The 17,094-nt window shown below is 32.2% G+C and carries 16 protein-coding genes and 1 tRNA gene; 8 read left to right on the forward strand and 9 right to left on the reverse strand.

Features of this window, described 5'->3' with window-relative positions; genetic code table 11:
* The first annotated feature begins 97 nt into the window (after positions 1-97).
* On the forward strand, positions 98-3,151 hold the full coding sequence (locus Q0870_RS01035) for a reprolysin-like metallopeptidase (RefSeq protein ID WP_298550251.1): 3,054 nt from the start codon (positions 98-100) through the stop codon (positions 3,149-3,151).
* A gap of 34 nt (positions 3,152-3,185) precedes the next feature.
* On the opposite strand, the gene pth is transcribed toward Q0870_RS01035, so the two are convergent.
* The 3 genes from pth to Q0870_RS01050 all read right to left on the reverse strand — a co-directional run bounded on the left by pth (position 3,186) and on the right by Q0870_RS01050 (position 5,949).
* Positions 3,186-3,806 (reverse strand): aminoacyl-tRNA hydrolase, encoded by a 621-nt coding sequence (gene pth / locus Q0870_RS01040; RefSeq protein ID WP_298550253.1) that lies wholly within the window; start codon positions 3,804-3,806, stop codon positions 3,186-3,188.
* 498 nt (positions 3,807-4,304) lie between these two features.
* Positions 4,305-4,946 (reverse strand): 50S ribosomal protein L25/general stress protein Ctc, encoded by a 642-nt coding sequence (locus tag Q0870_RS01045; RefSeq protein ID WP_298550254.1) that lies wholly within the window; start codon positions 4,944-4,946, stop codon positions 4,305-4,307.
* A gap of 61 nt (positions 4,947-5,007) precedes the next feature.
* A complete protein-coding gene (locus Q0870_RS01050) occupies positions 5,008-5,949 on the reverse strand; it encodes a ribose-phosphate pyrophosphokinase (RefSeq protein WP_298550255.1) in 942 nt (313 codons plus the stop codon).
* A gap of 147 nt (positions 5,950-6,096) precedes the next feature.
* Here Q0870_RS01050 and Q0870_RS01055 point away from each other — a divergent pair.
* Positions 6,097-6,178, forward strand: a tRNA-Leu gene (locus tag Q0870_RS01055).
* 44 nt (positions 6,179-6,222) lie between these two features.
* Here the strand turns inward: Q0870_RS01055 and Q0870_RS01060 are convergent.
* On the reverse strand, positions 6,223-7,344 hold the full coding sequence (locus Q0870_RS01060; RefSeq protein ID WP_298550257.1) for a formylglycine-generating enzyme family protein: 1,122 nt from the start codon (positions 7,342-7,344) through the stop codon (positions 6,223-6,225).
* Positions 7,345-7,484: 140 nt separating this feature from the next.
* On the opposite strand from Q0870_RS01060, the gene Q0870_RS01065 reads away from it, so the two are divergent.
* The 4 genes from Q0870_RS01065 to Q0870_RS01080 are packed head-to-tail and all read left to right on the forward strand — an operon-like array spanning position 7,485 to position 10,490.
* On the forward strand, positions 7,485-8,342 hold the full coding sequence (locus Q0870_RS01065; RefSeq protein WP_298550259.1) for a YicC/YloC family endoribonuclease: 858 nt from the start codon (positions 7,485-7,487) through the stop codon (positions 8,340-8,342).
* 51 nt (positions 8,343-8,393) lie between these two features.
* Positions 8,394-8,984, forward strand: coding sequence for a guanylate kinase (gene gmk, locus Q0870_RS01070; protein ID WP_298550261.1), 591 nt, complete (start codon positions 8,394-8,396; stop codon positions 8,982-8,984).
* Between the two features lie 9 nt (positions 8,985-8,993).
* Positions 8,994-9,572, forward strand: coding sequence for a nicotinate (nicotinamide) nucleotide adenylyltransferase (gene nadD, locus Q0870_RS01075; RefSeq protein ID WP_298550264.1), 579 nt, complete (start codon positions 8,994-8,996; stop codon positions 9,570-9,572).
* 12 nt (positions 9,573-9,584) lie between these two features.
* A complete protein-coding gene (locus Q0870_RS01080) occupies positions 9,585-10,490 on the forward strand; it encodes a sugar phosphate isomerase/epimerase family protein (protein WP_298550266.1) in 906 nt (301 codons plus the stop codon).
* Positions 10,491-10,600: 110 nt separating this feature from the next.
* On the opposite strand, the gene lysM (Q0870_RS01085) is transcribed toward Q0870_RS01080, so the two are convergent.
* From lysM (Q0870_RS01085) to Q0870_RS01095, 3 genes are all read right to left on the reverse strand, one after another.
* Positions 10,601-11,086 carry a peptidoglycan-binding protein LysM gene (gene lysM, locus Q0870_RS01085; protein ID WP_298550268.1) on the reverse strand — a complete coding sequence of 162 codons (486 nt, stop codon included), beginning with the start codon at positions 11,084-11,086 and terminating at the stop codon, positions 10,601-10,603.
* Between the two features lie 141 nt (positions 11,087-11,227).
* The gene (lysM, locus tag Q0870_RS01090; protein WP_298550270.1) at positions 11,228-11,707 is read right to left on the reverse strand and encodes a peptidoglycan-binding protein LysM; all 480 of its coding nucleotides are present in this window, start codon (positions 11,705-11,707) and stop codon (positions 11,228-11,230) included.
* A 139-nt stretch (positions 11,708-11,846) separates the two neighbouring features.
* Positions 11,847-12,788, reverse strand: coding sequence for a nicotinic acid mononucleotide adenyltransferase (locus tag Q0870_RS01095; RefSeq protein WP_298550272.1), 942 nt, complete (start codon positions 12,786-12,788; stop codon positions 11,847-11,849).
* 131 nt (positions 12,789-12,919) lie between these two features.
* Here Q0870_RS01095 and Q0870_RS01100 point away from each other — a divergent pair, with 131 nt between their 5' ends.
* Entirely contained in the window at positions 12,920-13,921 is a 1,002-nt protein-coding gene (locus Q0870_RS01100) for an NAD(P)H-dependent glycerol-3-phosphate dehydrogenase (protein WP_298493052.1), read from the forward strand.
* A gap of 63 nt (positions 13,922-13,984) precedes the next feature.
* Here the strand turns inward: Q0870_RS01100 and Q0870_RS01105 are convergent, their stop codons facing one another.
* Complete coding sequence (locus Q0870_RS01105) at positions 13,985-14,380, reverse strand: hypothetical protein (RefSeq protein WP_298493049.1); 396 nt, start codon at positions 14,378-14,380, stop codon at positions 13,985-13,987.
* Between the two features lie 54 nt (positions 14,381-14,434).
* A complete protein-coding gene (pheS, locus tag Q0870_RS01110; RefSeq protein WP_298550274.1) occupies positions 14,435-15,454 on the reverse strand; it encodes a phenylalanine--tRNA ligase subunit alpha in 1,020 nt (339 codons plus the stop codon).
* Positions 15,455-15,735: 281 nt separating this feature from the next.
* On the opposite strand from pheS, the gene Q0870_RS01115 reads away from it, so the two are divergent.
* Positions 15,736-17,037 (forward strand): hypothetical protein, encoded by a 1,302-nt coding sequence (locus tag Q0870_RS01115; RefSeq protein WP_298550275.1) that lies wholly within the window; start codon positions 15,736-15,738, stop codon positions 17,035-17,037.
* The last annotated feature ends 57 nt before the right edge of the window (positions 17,038-17,094 follow it).

Consider the following 17,094-nt stretch of genomic DNA (forward strand, 5'->3'; position numbering starts at 1 on the left):
AAATATATGTTATTTTAAAATGATAGCTTAATTTTTGCAATTAACACTTCAACATCCTACTTTTAGCCTGATTAAGAAAAATCTAATATACATTGTTATGAAACTTTCTCCCATTAAAAACAATTTATTAATGCTCTTGTTTTCCTTTTTTTTAACAAGTCTTTATGCTCAAACTAATCAAGAAATTTGGTCTAAGATTTCTAAACAAGAAGCTTCATTTGGAAAAAAAATGTTGAGAAAGACCGAACCTTCAAAATCAATTTTCTACCAATTAGATATAAACAAATTAAAAAGTACTTTAAGCCAAGTTTCAAAAAATTCGACTACAAAAGAAACGACTTATCAAACTATTCAATTCCCAAATAGCCAAGGTAGTTTTGATGAATTTAAGGTGAAAGAATCCTCAATTTTAGAGCCTTCATATCAAAAAAAACATCCTGAAATACGAACTTACATTGGCCAAAATATTAAAAACCCATCGTCAACAATTAGTTTTAGTATTACTCCGCAAGGACTGCATGGCATGACTATGTCTTCAAAAACAGGAACACAATTTATTGACCCATACACACAAAACAATACATATATAGTATACGATAAGGGAAATTTACCCGATTTAAAAAAGGAGTTTCAATGTTTTGTACCAGATGAGATGACTATAGCTAGAGAAACGAGCAAAAATTCAAAATTGCAAAGAAATGCTGCTGACAGTAAGTTAAGAACATTCAACTTAGCATTGGCTTCAACTATTGAGTATTCTCAATTCCATTGGGAAGCGGCTGGACTGAATGGTTTTAATACCGTTGAAGAAAGAAAAGCAGCAGTGCTAGCTGCTATGGTTGTAACTATGAATCGCGTTAACACTATTTTTCAAAGAGATTTAGCTTTGAAAATGATTTTAGTCGATAATAGTAATATTATTTTTATTCTTTCAGATAATTTTTCAAATGACGATGCAAATGCATTGATTGGAGAGAGTCAAACTGAAATTGATGCTGCTGCTATTGCTACACCTTTTAGCTATGACATAGGTCATACTTTTAGTACCGGTGGTGGCGGATTGGCATCTTTAAACTCACCTTGCGTAGCTGCCAGAAAAGCTCAAGGTGTTACTGGGTCTTCAAACCCAGTTGGAGATGCTTACGATATTGATTTTGTAGCTCATGAAATGGGGCATCAGTTTGGTGCGCCTCATACTTTTAATGGAGATGCTGGCAATTGTGCTGGTGATAATAGAACAGCGGATAATGCTTATGAACCAGGTAGTGGAACAACTATTATGGCGTATGCAGGAATTTGTGCCCCACAGAATGTCCAAAATAGTAGTGATACCTATTTTCATCAAAAAAGTATTCAAATGATATGGGATAACATCACCACAGGGTTAAGTACATGTGGTGCAGAAACTACGTTAACAAATAGTGCTCCTGTAGCTATTGCAGGACCAGATTATACCATTCCAATTTCTACAGCCTATAAACTAGTTGGAAATTCAACAGATCCAGACGGAACTGCTGGACACACCTATACATGGGAACAATATGATTTAGGATTAGCGGGTCTTCCTTTAGAAGCAAACACTACTGGTCCATTAGTACGTTCGTTTGAAGGTACTTCAAACCCTGTTAGAAATATTCCTAGGTTTGCAGATTATATATCCTCAGGAGGATCAACAACTTGGGAAAAACTACCATCAGTTAACAGAACCATAACTTTTGCTTTAACTGTAAGAGATAATGATGTTATTGGCGCTAATGGAGGTGGACAAACTGCTGTTGATTTTATGGATGTTATAGTAAATAGTACTGACCCCTTTGCTGTAGTAAATCCTTTTTCTTGGGCGCAAGGTTCTACTCAAAATATTGAATGGATTGTTGGACAATCAGCAGATGTAGGTACAATTAATTGTCAAACTGTAAGTATAAAACTATCAACAGATGGCGGAATAACATTTCCAACAACAATTACTTCAAGTACTCCAAATGATGGTTCGTTTTCGTATACAGTGCCTGCTATGACTGACAGTGCAAATGCTAGGATATTAATTGAAGCAACAGATAATATTTTTTACGATATTTCAGACTTCGATTTCTCTATTTCTGCTGACCCAGATTTTTTTATGGCTAATGAGGTTTTAACACCTATTAATTGTGATGAAACAACAGTTGTTTACAATTTTGACTATGTAGCAGTAAATGGTTTTTCTGATACTACAACATTTAGTGCTTTGGGGTTACCCGGAAGTGCCACAGCAATATTTTCACCAACAAGTAGAACTGTTTCTGGACCTGTAAGTATGACTATTAGTAATTTAGATGGGCTTTCTCAAGGCAATTATAATATAACTATAAGAGGTACAACTCCTGAACCCAAAAACAAATCTATAACTTTTAATTTCCCTTTCTTTAATAGTGTTTGCACATCTGTAGCTAATATTGATTACAATACAAGTACAACTTTAGTACAATTTAACACTATTAATAATTCGACAGGGAAAGGTGATGATGATCCAAATCCTCTTAGTGATGGATATAGTGATTACAAAACTATCTCTACTAATGTAAATAGAGACAGTTCCTATGATTTAAGCGTTAACGTAAATACGGATGGAGCATTTATAACTAATACTAAAGCTTGGATTGATTGGAACCAAAATTGTGAATTTGATGTTGGGGAAGAATATAATTTAGGAGATGCATCTAATGTAACAGATGGATTAACAGGTAATTCACCTCTTTCAATTGTTATTCCGAATGATGCTGTTTTAGGTTCTACCGTAATGCGTATTTCTACAAAATTTAAAGATGATGGCCTACCAGGCTCTTGTGAAAATGGTTTTGATGGCGAAGTTGAAGATTACACCCTTAATATTATGCCAACACTTTCAATTGAAGAATTTGGTTTTGAAAATTTTGTGGTTTATCCTAATCCTAATAAAGGCGAGTTTACTATTAAATTAAATGCATCGTTATCAAGCCAATTAAATATACAAATGGTTGATTTAAGAGGTCGAGTTATTTATAAAAATATTTATAAAGATGGCGGTGATTTTGAAGAAACATTGAATTTAGTAAACGTACAATCTGGTATGTACATTTTAAACATTAGTGACGGTTTGCGACGATCAACCAAAAAAATTATTATAGAATAAGATAAAAAAAGGGAAAGTTTTAAACTTTCCTTTTTTATTTACCATTAAAAGTATTCATGGTATTATTTATTCCAGCCAAGGCAAAAGATTTTATCAATTCAATTGATCTTTCCAGACGCTCTTTAAGCTTTGTGTTTTCTTCGGTTGTCCATTCTCCTAATACATAATCTACTTGCCTCCCCTTACTGAAAGCATCGCTTATACCAAACCTAAAACGGTTGTATTTTGTGGTGTTTAATTTATCTTGAATATCTTTTAATCCATTATGTCCACCATCACTTCCTTTTGTTTTTAGACGGATACTGCCAAAAGGTAAGTTTAAATCGTCTGTTATTACTAAGAGGTTCTCTAATGGAATTTTTTCTTTTGTTAACCAATACTGCACCGATTTTCCACTAAGATTCATATAGGTACTTGGTTTTAAAAATATATAGGTGCGCCCTTTTAATTTGTAGGATACAACGTCTCCTAGTTTTTGGGTTTCAAAAGTTAGGTCTTCTTGGTTTGCAAAATAATCTAAAATTTTAAAGCCTATATTATGGCGGGTGTTATGGTATTTTGCACCAATATTCCCTAAACCTACTATTAAGAACTTTTTCATTGAGTCTTGTGCTTCTGTTTTCTTTTTAAATATGTTTGACAAAAATTGCCACATGTTATAATTTTTCAGCTAAAATACACTAAACATGCCAAAAATTTAGTGGTTACTCTGTTTCTAGTTGGTTTAGGCATATTTCATATAAAAAATAAATGAATTTTGGTTTCCTCATTTTGTCTTGATACAAAACGAACCAAAAAATCAAATTCAATCCGAGATTTTTTTTTTATCCCGATGAAAATCGGAATGAAAACCGATTTGAAAACTCCCGCGTCGAACTTTCGTCCTACTGTTCTCGAAGCTATTCTGAGCTTTGACATTCAATTCTATGAATTAACTAAGGGTGTTTGTTTTACCTTTACTAATTATTGGTTTATTTTAAGCGACACTGACCATCGACTATGCAATAAAAATAATGATTTGCCCATATTAGGGATAGTAGTGGATAGCCCTCCCGATAGCTATCGGGATTGTGGTAATGCCCAAATTTTTATTATAAAAAAAAGCACCTTGAAAAAATCAAGATGCTTTGTTTTATATAATCGAGAATATGTTTTATTCTTGAGCTGGTGCTTCTGCTGCTGGTGCTTCTACTCCTTCTGCTGCTTCTGCTCCTTCTTCTAATTCTTCATCTTCTTCATCTTCAACTGCTACTCTAGATGTACTTACTCTACATACTACGGTGTTGTCGTTGTGTAAGAATGTGTAATCGCCATCTGGTAAATCACCTACGGCAACTTTATCTCCAATTTTAAGTGGCGTAATATCTACCTCTATAAAATCTGGTAAGTTTACTGGTAATGCTTTAATACGTAACTTTCTATTAGTTTTTCTTAAAACTCCACCATTTTTAACACCTCTAGAGTTACCTACTAAGTGTACAGGGATGTTTAATGCAATTTCTTTGTCTTCGAATAACTGATAGAAATCTATGTGTAAGATTCTGTCTGTTACTGGGTGAAATTGAATGTCTTGAAGTACGGCGTTTAAAGTTTCGCCGTTGTCTAACTCAATCACAACTGTATGCGCATTAGGCGTGTATACTAGTTTTGAGAAAGCTAATTCTGGTGCTGAGAAATGCACTGGCTTGTCTCCTCCGTATAATACGCAAGGAACCTGACCAGCATTACGTAAGGCTTTTGTTGCTTTTTTGCCTACGCTTTCTCTTTGAGATCCGTTGATTGAAATTGATTTCATAATTGTTATTTATATAATAATTTTAATTAATATTCTTTTTTATATCGCCTTCGCGAAATGGTTACATCACAAATTTTGAACTTATAGATTTGTTGTTGTGTACTTTATCCATAACCTCGGCAAATAAATTTGCGCAACTTAATACCTTAATTTTATCACTTAAAGGTTTAACGGGTATGGTGTCTGTTACTATTAATTCTTGTAATTTAGAATTGTTTATATTATCATAAGCCTTACCAGATAATATTGGGTGTGTACATATAGCCCTTACGCTTAATGCACCACGCTCCATCATTAAATCTGCTGCTTTTGTTAATGTTCCTGCAGTGTCTACCATATCATCTACCAATACCACATTTTTGCCTTCTACATTTCCTATTAGTTCCATGTGTGAAATAACATTGGCTTTTGCACGTTGCTTGTAGCAAATTACAACATCACTTTCTAAAGCTTTTGAATATGCATAGGCTCTTTTAGAACCTCCCATATCTGGTGATGCAATAGTTAAATTTGGTAAATTTAAACTCTGCAAGTATGGTAAGAATATAATAGATGCATATAAATGATCTACTGGTTTTTCGAAAAATCCTTGAATTTGATCTGCATGCAAATCCATAGTAATAATACGTGTTGCACCTGCCGCTTCTAGCATTTTTGCTACTAATTTTGCAGCTATTGGTACACGAGGTTTATCTTTTCTATCTTGTCTTGCCCATCCAAAATATGGCATTACTGCTGTAATATGCCTTGCTGATGCACGTTTTGCAGCATCAATCATTAACAACATTTCCATTAAATTTCTTGGTTCTGGATTGGTAGAACCAATAATAAAAATTCGGGTTCCTCGAATGGACTCTTCATAAGATGGTTGAAATTCACCATCACTATAGGTTGATGTGATAACGTTACCTAGTTTTACACCAAAAGCTTTGGCTATTTTTTCGCCTAAAACTTTACTTTGAGTACATGCAAAAATTTTAGCTTCTGGTATAACAATTGGCATAGTTAACTTATTGTTTTAGAGTGCGCAAACACCACATAATTTTTAACAAGGTGCAAATTTATGCATTTATTTTAACCTAAAAAGTATATTGACTAGTATTTTTATGCGTAATACCGAAAAAAACTATATTTTTACAGTCCGAAAATTGCTCAAGTGGCGGAATTGGTAGACGCGCTGGATTCAAAATCCAGTTTCTTCGGAAGTGTGGGTTCGATTCCCACCTTGAGTACTAAAGGCTTTAACAAAAATGTTGAAGCCTTTTTTATTCAAAAATTATTCTATCAACATATCAGGCGTAGCAACTGTTCTAAATCCAATATGCTCTGAAGAAGAATCTGTACTTGTTCCCATTCTAGAAGATACTCTATAACTCGCACAATAAGAATCACTGCATAAAAAAGAACCCCCTTTAATTACTTTTTCTTGCAGATAAGGTTGGCTAGGGTTATATGCTTTATCTGATCCCTGCGGATTTACAATCTCTGTATTAGCAGCGACTAATTCTTCATAATATTTAATGTTATACCAGTCTGATACAAATTCCCAAACGTTTCCTGCCATATCATATAATCCAAAATCGTTGGGTATATACGATTTTACAGGTGCTGTTCTTTCAAAACCATCTTCTAAAATATTATTAACTGGAAATTCACCTTCCCAACTATTTACCATTTTAGAAAGTTGAGACCTATCATCACCCCAAAAATAAATGGTGTTTGTTTTTTTACCTCTTGCTGCATATTCCCATTCTGCTTCAGTTGGCAAACGTCTTCCTGCCCATTTACAATAGGCTTGAGCATCTTCATAACTAATATGCACTACTGGATGATTACCTTTTCCTTCAATACTACTATCTCGTCCACTTGGGTGTCTCCAATTTACACCAATAACCCAACGCCACCACTGTGAAAAATCGTATAAATTAGGGACAGATGTTTTGGTCTTCTTAAACATCAAAGATCCTGGTTGTAAAATACTATCGTGTGGTTTAGGAGTACCTTCTGGTAATTGCTTTTTCATTTGTTCCCAATCAATTTTTCGTTCAGCAATAGTAAGGTATCCTGTTTCTTCAACAAATTTTTTAAACGCTGCATTTGTCACCTCAGTTATATCCATAAAAAATCCATCAACAGAAACTAAATGTTGTGGTTTTTCATGCCCCATAGCTGTTTTATCTTGTTGTACAGCACCTTGTAAAAAAGAACCTCCTGGAATCCAAAGCATCCCTTCTGGAGGGTTAGAAATAAGCTTGTCCTTCAATTCTTGGTTAACTTTTTCAACACTTTTTTTATCAACATCTGCGTCATCAATTTTAGTTTCAGTCTTGTTTTCTTTGCAAGTAAATAACACTAAACAACTTGTAAAAACTACAGATAAGGCTTTAATTTTATTCATTTTTAATATTGTAAAATCATTTCCGTAAATGTATTTATTAATTGTTTTATAAGCCAAATATTATATTTAAAGTATTTTTTTTAACATTGAACTCATCTTTATGTTTTAATTACCTTTGCATAACTTAAATACGTGCATTTATGATATATTCAATGACAGGTTATGGGAAATCTGTTTTGCAGCTACCAACGAAAAAAATAACTATTGAACTTAAATCTTTAAATAGTAAAAATTTAGATTTAAATGCTAGAATGCCTTCTATTTATCGTGAAAAGGAATTAGCAATTAGAAAAATTTTGGCCAACAAATTAGTTCGTGGTAAAATTGATTTTTCTATTTATGTTGAAGCCACTGCTGAAGATTCTTCTACACAAATAAACACACCTGTTGTTAAGCAATATATTCAGCAACTTAAGCAAGTTGTTGATGGAGAGGATATGGATTTACTAAAAATGGCAGTTCGCTTTCCTGATGCACTTAATACAGTAAGAGAAGAAATTGATGAAAATGAGTGGAAAACTATTGAAGCTGAAATTCTTAGTGCAATTGAATACCTAAACAACCATAGGTTGGATGAAGGCAAAGTATTGGAGCAAGATTTTAATAATCGGGTTGTTTCAATTGAAAACATACTTGAACAAGTTATAGCGATGGATCCAGAACGTGTTGAAGGCGTTCGTGAGCGTTTGTTAAAAGGGGTTCAAGACTTAAAAGAAAAATACGACGAAAACAGGTTTGAACAAGAGTTGGTATATTATATTGAAAAGTTTGATATTACAGAGGAAAAAGTTCGTTTAAAAAATCATTTAAATTATTTTACAGAGTCAATTAATTCAAAAGATTCTAACGGTAAAAAACTTGGATTTATCAGCCAAGAAATGGGAAGGGAAATAAATACTATTGGCTCCAAAAGCAACTATGCACCTATGCAACAATTAGTTGTACAGATGAAAGATGAGTTAGAAAAAATTAAGGAACAGTTATTGAATGTACTATAATTCAGTTTACAGTCTCAGTGACAGTATTCATTAAAAAATATTTATGAATTAGTGGCAAAAGAACAAGAAAAAAAACAAGGCAAACTTATAGTATTTTCAGCACCTTCAGGTTCAGGAAAAACAACCATTGTTAGGCATTTGCTTGGTAAGGAAAACTTAAATTTAGAATTTTCAATATCTGCAACTTCTAGAGCAAAACGCGGAGAAGAAGAACATGGTAAAGATTATTATTTTCTTTCAGCAAAAGAATTTAAATCCAAAATAAAGAATGATGAATTCTTAGAGTGGGAAGAAGTATATCGAGATAATTTCTATGGCACTTTAAAAACTGAAGTTGAACGTATTTGGGCGTTAGGAAAAAATGTAATTTTTGATATTGATGTTTCTGGTGGGCTTAGAATAAAAAGAAAATTCCCTGAAGAAACCTTAGCTATTTTTGTAAAACCGCCAAGTATTGATGAGTTAAAAATTCGTTTGAAAAAACGTAAAACCGAAAGCGAAGACAAAATAAACATGCGTGTTGCAAAAGCTTCTGCTGAATTAGCTACTGCGCCACTTTTTGATACCATTATAGTTAATGACGATTTAGAAAAAGCACTTCAAGAAGCAAATAAAAAAGTAGGCAATTTTATAAATTATTAGTATTTCAAAATGAAAATTGGTTTATATTTTGGTTCTTTTAACCCCATTCATATAGGGCATTTGGTTATTGCAAACCACATGGCAGAATACAGCGATTTAGACCAAATATGGTTTGTTGTTACACCGCACAACCCATTTAAAAAGAAAAGCAGCTTACTAGATAATTACCAACGGCTAGAAATGGTATATCAAGCAACAAAAGATTACGCCAAGTTAAAACCTAGCGATATAGAGTTCAATTTACCACAACCCAGTTACACTGTAAATACACTCGCTCATTTACAAGAAAAACACCCTGATTATGAGTTTGCTTTAATCATGGGTGAAGATAATTTGAAGAGTTTCCATAAATGGAAAAACTATAAAGTTATTCTTGAAAATCATCATATATACACATACCCTAGAATTTCAGACGGAAAAATTGAAACACAGTTTGATAGTCATGAAAAAATACATCTTGTAAATGCACCTATTATGCAACTTTCTTCAACTTTTATAAGAAAGTCTATTAAAGCTGGAAAAAACATACAACCCATGCTACCTCAGCACGTTTGGGAATATTTGGATGAGATGAATTTTTATAAGTAAAAACAATAAATTTTGAATAAAACAAGACGAACTTTACTGCAGCATTTAGCACTAGCTCCGTTTTTATTGGGTGCTAATAAACTTATGGCCTTTTCTAAATCTGAAAGTTTTAATACGATAAGGAAAAACAGACTACAGTACAGTATTAACGCATATTCGTTTAATGCTATGTTGCGCAGCGGTGAAATGACTTTCTTTGATATGATGGAGTTCTGTGCAGAAATTGGTATGGATGCTGTAGATTTAACCGGTTATTATTTTCCTTCTTACCCACAAATACCAGAAAATAAAAAACTATTTACATTAAAAAGAAAAGCCCTCGATTTAGGTTTAGATATTGCTTGGACAGGTGTGAGAAATAATTTTGTAACTCCAGATATTAATGCCAGAAACACTGATAAGACGCTTATAAAAAACTGGCTAGAAGTATCTTCAAAATTAGGAGCAACTATTATGCGCGTTTTTACTGGTAGAAATAAAAGTGAAAACTATACAAAAGATGAAATAAAAGAATGGCTAATTAACGATTATAAAACATGTGCCAAATATGGAGAAGAACATGGTGTAATTGTAGGTTTGCAAAATCATGATGAGTTTTTATTTACCAGTGACGAGATAATTGATATTATAGAGCGCGTTAACTCAGAATGGTTTGGTTTAGTATTAGATTGCGGAAGTTTACCTTCTGATAGTACTTATGCCGAAATAGAAAAACTAGCACCGTATGCTAATTATTGGTTTGTAAAAGAACATGTAAAAACTAAGGATAGCACTAAAGTCCCTGCCAATTTAAAACGTATAGCTAAAATTATAAAAGATTCTAACTACCAAGGCTATGTGTCTTTTGAGAGTTTATCTGATGGTGATCCAAAAGAAATCATCAAGGATATGTTTAACACTTTTAAATCTGCACTATAACAACAGCTCTAAAGATTTATACTTAATACATCTCACATAAAATAAAAAGCCAACTTTTTCAAGTTGGCTTCGAACATAACATAATTAGCTATTAATTAGGTTCTCATGTTCTAATCTAGCGCTGGGATTCTTAATACTTGACCAGGATATATTTTATCTGGATCTGTAAGCATTGGTTTATTCGCTTCAAAAATAACAGGGTATTTCATAGCGTTACCATAATATGTTTTTGCAATTTTTCCTAATGTATCTCCGCTAGCAACAGTATGAAATTGTGCTACTGGCTCTTCATGTTCAACAGTCATTTGGTCATCTACAGTTGCAATACCGTTTGAGTTTCCAACAACCAAAATCACTTTTTCTCTTGTCGCTTGGTTATATGCTAAACCAGAAACTGTGGCTGCATCATCATCAATAAAAATATTTAGGCCTTCAACTTGAAGTTGTAAGTCTGTAATTGTTTGTTCAAGGTTCCTAGCAGCAGCTTCTTCTAGTTTTAATTCTTTTGCAACGGCTTCGGCAGCCTCTTCAGCATCCGTTTTTCCTATACCAAATACTTTGGCTCCTGCGTTTTTAATAAATGAAAATAATCCCATTTTGTAATTTGTTTTAAGGGTTAATATTTTTAAGACACATAAAAATTCAATAGGTCACAATTCATATTTCACAAAAAAACTAAGACCAGTTTCAAACATAATATGATTAGTAATCAAATAGTGTTTTTACTAATCTAATTATCAAGCAGGTATTCTTAATACCTGCCCAGGATATATTTTTTTTGGATGATTTAACATAGGCTTATTTGCTTCAAAAATAACAGAGTAGTTCATATCACTTCCATAATACACTTTTGCTATTTTTCCTAACGTATCTCCATTTGTTACCGTATAAAATTGAGAAATAGGAGCTTCGTTTTCAACTTTCATATAGTCATATACACTAGCAATACCATCTGAATTTCCAACAATTAAAACAATTTTTTCTCGTGTAGCTTGATCGTAAGCTAAACCAGAAATTACAGCAACATCTGTATCTATAAAAACATTTAAATCTTTAACATGTAATGGTAAATCTATAATTATTTTTTCTAGTTTTTTTGCAGCATAATTTTCAAATTCAGCTTTTTTAGTTGAAGCTTCAGAAGGCAATAACATATGTGTTTTTTCAATTTTAAATACTTTAATTCCTGCTTTTTTTATGAATGAAAATAATGCCATTTAATTTTATCTTGAGTTTAAGTTTTTATACTTTTTAGACACAAAAAATATAAATATGTCACTTATACAAACAAAAGAAACCGCTTAAAACAAGATGTTTTAAACGGTTTCTAAACTAAATAACCAACCAAAATTTTTATTAAACCCTTGTATTTTCTCTTGGGTTTGCTACTTTATCTTTTCTAAACTTACGTTTTTTATCTTTTTGTACTTTTTTACCTTTGGTTTTACCATCGGACTTTAAGTATTGAATATATCCTCTGCCTTCAAACTCATAAACCGTTTCAGACGAAGGGTGAAACAACTCTATCTTACTATCTGTTATAACGCTCAATTCAAAATATTCATTGCTCAATGAATCATAATCTAATGTTAAAGTTTTTAAAAGGTCGTTTCCGCTAATATTACCTACTCCATAAATCCCTGTGTAATCCCATTGAAGGTTATTTGCATTCAATCCTGTATCATCTTGAGAACTTCTAAACTCAGAGTCGTTTCCGCCTGGTAAAAATTGTAAATAATTCTCATTATCAAATTCATTTAAAGCACCTAACTCACTTGTATATGTTTTTTCCCAAGCTTCATACTCTTGTAAGAAATAATGAATATTGTCATAGAATACAAAGTCATAATCAAAATTATTACGTTGGTAACCATCTAAAAAATAAGAAGTATCATTATTAGGATTGTATAATTCTATGGTATTATAATCTACTTCATATACATCAAAAGTTGAAAATCCATCAATATCATGTTGTACATCTAAAATCATATTATAAGCATCATATTCACCAACATCAATTCCATAACCATTGCCGTTTGCACCCAAACCAGCAATATTATTATTTGCATATAAGACTCCATTTATAAAAGAAACTGTAAATGCTTTTTGTAAAAATGGTGTTTCTCCATAACCTATAGTACTATTAATATCAACATACCAAATTTCATGAGAACGCAATAATTGATTTATAGAAATAGGAGTTTCATTATTAAAATCATCAACAACTACTTCTGTATAGCAAGATGTAAAAAGGGTTGCTATTAAAGCAAAACTTAAAAGTATTTTTATTGTTTTCATAATATAACATTTTAGGGTTCTTGTTTATGTAGTTTCAAAACGCGTGCCAAAAAGAAATATCTAATAATTTAAAGGCTTTATAATGACTAATATTTTATGTATTTTTGAAGTAGATAACGATTTAAAATTATATGGATAATCCATTAAAATATGCGGTTTTTGGAGCTGGAAGTTGGGCAACAGCAATAGTTAAAATGCTATGCGAAAACTTAGATGAAGTTGGTTGGTATATGAGAAGTGTTTATACCAAAGAACACTTATTAAAAGAGCAGCATAACCCTAATTATTTAAGTTCGGTTGAGTTTCATTTAGAGCAATTAAAACTTAGTAATGATATTAATGAAATTGCTAATTATGCAGATGTTTTAATTTTTGTAATTCCTTCTGCCTTTATACATAGTGAGTTAGAAAAACTCAATGTCGATATTTCAAACAAAATTATTGTTTCTGCAGTAAAGGGTATTATGCCAGAAACTGAGCTTTTAGTAGGCGAACATTTTCATCAAATTTACAAAGTACCTTTAGATAATATTGCAGTTATTGCAGGGCCTTGTCATGCAGAAGAAGTGGCCTTGGAGCGTTTATCATATTTAACCATATCCTGTTCAGACACTAAAAAAGCTAATGCTATTGCTAATTCTTTAGCTAGCGATTATATAAAAACCAAAACTAGCGACGATATTATAGGTATTGAATATGCCGTCATGCTAAAAAACATTTATGCTATTGCTGCTGGAATAGCGCATGGTTTAGGCTATGGCGATAATTTTCAAAGTGTCTTAATGAGTAATGCTATTCGTGAAATGAAACGTTTTATTAAAAAACGCCATAAAATGAAGCGTAACATTAATAACTCAGTATATTTAGGCGATTTACTGGTTACAGGCTACTCAATTTTTTCTAGAAACCGCATGTTTGGTAACATGATTGGCAAAGGGTATACCGTAAAATCTGCACAAATGGAAATGAGTATGGTTGCCGAAGGTTATTATGCCACAAAAAGTGCCTATAAACTAAATGAAAAAAATGCTAAAAAAACTCAAATACCTATTATAAAAGCAGTTTACGAAATCTTATATGAAAATAAGAATCCCAAAAAGGTATTTAAAAAACTAACTGATAAGTTGGATTAATATTGGTGTTACTACCAAGATTGGACCGATTGTTTAATACTTCTTTTTTTAATTATAAATAAATTATTTCACTAAAACTCCTTTAACATCCATTAAAGGAATGGGTTGTAATGCTTTAAGGTTAATTGTGTTTTTTCTAAATAAATATGTTTTATCAAACATAGTATTACCTTCAAAAAAAGACACTTTAAAAGTGTTATTTAATGCAAATAATTCCTCTTGCATCAACTCAATTTTGGCATAGCTTTTTTTAGGAAGAGTATCTAGTTTTTTTCTAAAAACGGATGTTGTTTTACTTTCAGAATAACCACTTGTAACAATAAGAATCATTTCTAAATCAACATCCTTATCATTAATTATATATGCATTCCAATCTTGTGTTTTATAAATGTCATTATATTCGCTTACTATGGCTATATAAACGTTTTCAACTTTTGGAATTATAATATCGTTTTTCATATTAAACTAAGAAATTCAATTTATAAGATCGCTAAATATACAGGAATGACAAAATTATAGAGTGCTCTTAAATTGCTCCAAAAACCTAACATCATTCTCACTCAACAAACGAATATCACCAATTTGGTGTAATAACATGGCTATACGATCTACACCTACACCAAATGCAAAACCAGAATACTCTGTAGCATCGATTTTACAATTTTCAAGTACGTTTGGATCTACCATACCACAACCACCAATTTCTAACCAACCTGTCCCTTTAGTTATTTTATAATCGGTTTCGGTTTCTAGTCCCCAATACACATCAATTTCTGCACTTGGTTCTGTAAACGGAAAGTAAGATGGGCGTAAACGTATTTTGCTTTTCCCAAACATTTCTGTTGTAAAATGTTGAAGTGTTTGTTTTAAATCGGCAAAACTTACATCTTTATCAATATACAATCCTTCTACTTGATGAAAAAAACAATGAGAACGTGCAGATATAGCTTCGTTTCTATAAACACGACCTGGAGAAATAGTTCTAATTGGCGGTTTATTATTTTCCATATAACGCACTTGCACAGAGCTAGTATGGGTACGTAACAATATATCTGGGTTTGTTTGAATAAAGAACGTATCCTGCATATCACGTGCTGGATGATATTCTGGTAAATTTAATGCTGTAAAGTTATGCCAGTCGTCTTCAATTTCTGGACCTTCACTAACGTTAAATCCTATGCGTGAAAAAATATCAATAATTTGATTTTTTACTATGGATATTGGGTGACGTGCTCCAATTTGAATAGGTTCGCCTGGGCGCGATAAATCGCCATAAACACCAACAATTTCATCTTTACTTTCAAGCTCTTCTTTTAAGGCATTTACTTTTTCTTCAGCTGTTTTTTTAAGCTTGTTTATAGTCTGGCCAAACTCTTTTTTCTGGTCGTTTGCTACATTTTTAAATTCAGCAAAAAAATCGTTTAATAATCCTTTTTTACCTAAATATTTTATACGAAATGCTTCTACCTCTTCTTTTGATTGCGCTTTAAAAGCTTCGGCTTCTGCTATGAGTTGGTTTATCTTATCTATCATGACATCCTAAAATGATGGCAAATTTAATGAATTTATTGGGATTTGTGTTAGAAGTGACTATGGTTTAAGTCAATAAATATTCACTTTAATTTTTAAAGAAGAATCTGGGCTTTGAACGAAAATTATTTGAATGACCTATATAAAAACCCTACTTTTAGCTCTTCAAAAAATATTGCTTTTTTTGATTGTTTCAATTTAGCCTTTGAAAATGCTACAATCTCAAAAAATCAATTATTAATAATACGAAACCATTAGTACTAATTTTAAACTTAACTAGCAACATGAGTCTATCAAATACAAAAAACATACTATTAGGATTAACAATAATATTTTTTATGGGATGTGAAGGAGAGCAAGGTGAAACTGGAGCTACTGGTGAAACAGGTGCATCAGGACTAAATAGCCTTGTAAATATTACCAATGTCTCTTCTGGTGATACCTGTGAAAATGGTGGTGTAAAAGTTGATTTTGGGGTTGACAACAATGCTAATGGTATATTAGAAGGTAATGAAATCTTAGGTACAAATTATATATGCAACGGTGTTGATGGTAATACCAGCCTAACATCTGTAGTAACAGAACCAGCTGGTGATAACTGTGAAAATGGTGGTGTTAAAATAGATTCTGGTGTAGATGTAAACGGTAATGGTACATTAGATGCAGACGAAATTACTACAACAGCTTATGTATGTAATGGTATTGATGGAAATGATGGTTTAATTAAAACTACTAATGAAGCAGCGGGAATTAATTGTGAAAACGGCGGTTTAAAAATTGACTCTGGAATAGATGCAAATAGTAACGGCACACTTGAAGATGATGAAATTACTGCAACAGCTTATGTGTGTAATGGTATTGATGGCAATAATAGCCTTACTAAAATTACGGATGAAGCTGCAGGTACTAATTGTGAAAATGGCGGACTAAAAATTGATACAGGAGTAGATACCAATGGCAACGGTGTGCTTGATGATACTGAAATTAGAGCGACAGCTTATGCTTGTAATGGTGTTGATGGTAACATTAGTTTAGTAAATGTTACTGATGAACTTGCAGGAGAAAATTGTGAAAACGGTGGAGTTAAAATAGAATCTGGAGTTGATGATAATGGGAATGGCACTCTTGATGAAGAGGAAATAACCGTTACAAGATTTGTATGTGATGGTATTGATGGCGGATTTGATGAACAAATACGACTTTATTTAATTAAAGGAGCTGGAAATGGTGTAGGTACTAGAAACACTCCTGACATAGGTGGGGAGATTATTGATTTTGATAAACGCAATTATATTGGTGTGGATTCTATAATATTTATACCTAAACTCAGAACAGAAATAGCGAATACAGCTATTATTGCCGAATTGTATGATATCACTAATAACAGAGTTATTAATAATTCAAGAGTGTCCTCTACAAGCACCGTATCAACTCTTGTTGAATCAGCAAATGTTTACAGTGATTTACCAGAAGAAGAAATCGATTTAGCTATTAAATTAACACCTGGAGACAACACACTCGGTCAAAATGTTCGTACGGGCTATGCTTTTGGAACTTCTTATTTAATGCTATATCGGAGTAATTAATAAAAAGTGAAATAGTTTTTAAGTTTAAACCTTAACTAGCAAGTAATGCGTTAGGGA

The sequence above is a fragment of the uncultured Algibacter sp. genome (assembly GCF_947487575.1).
Classification (GTDB): domain Bacteria; phylum Bacteroidota; class Bacteroidia; order Flavobacteriales; family Flavobacteriaceae; genus Algibacter_B.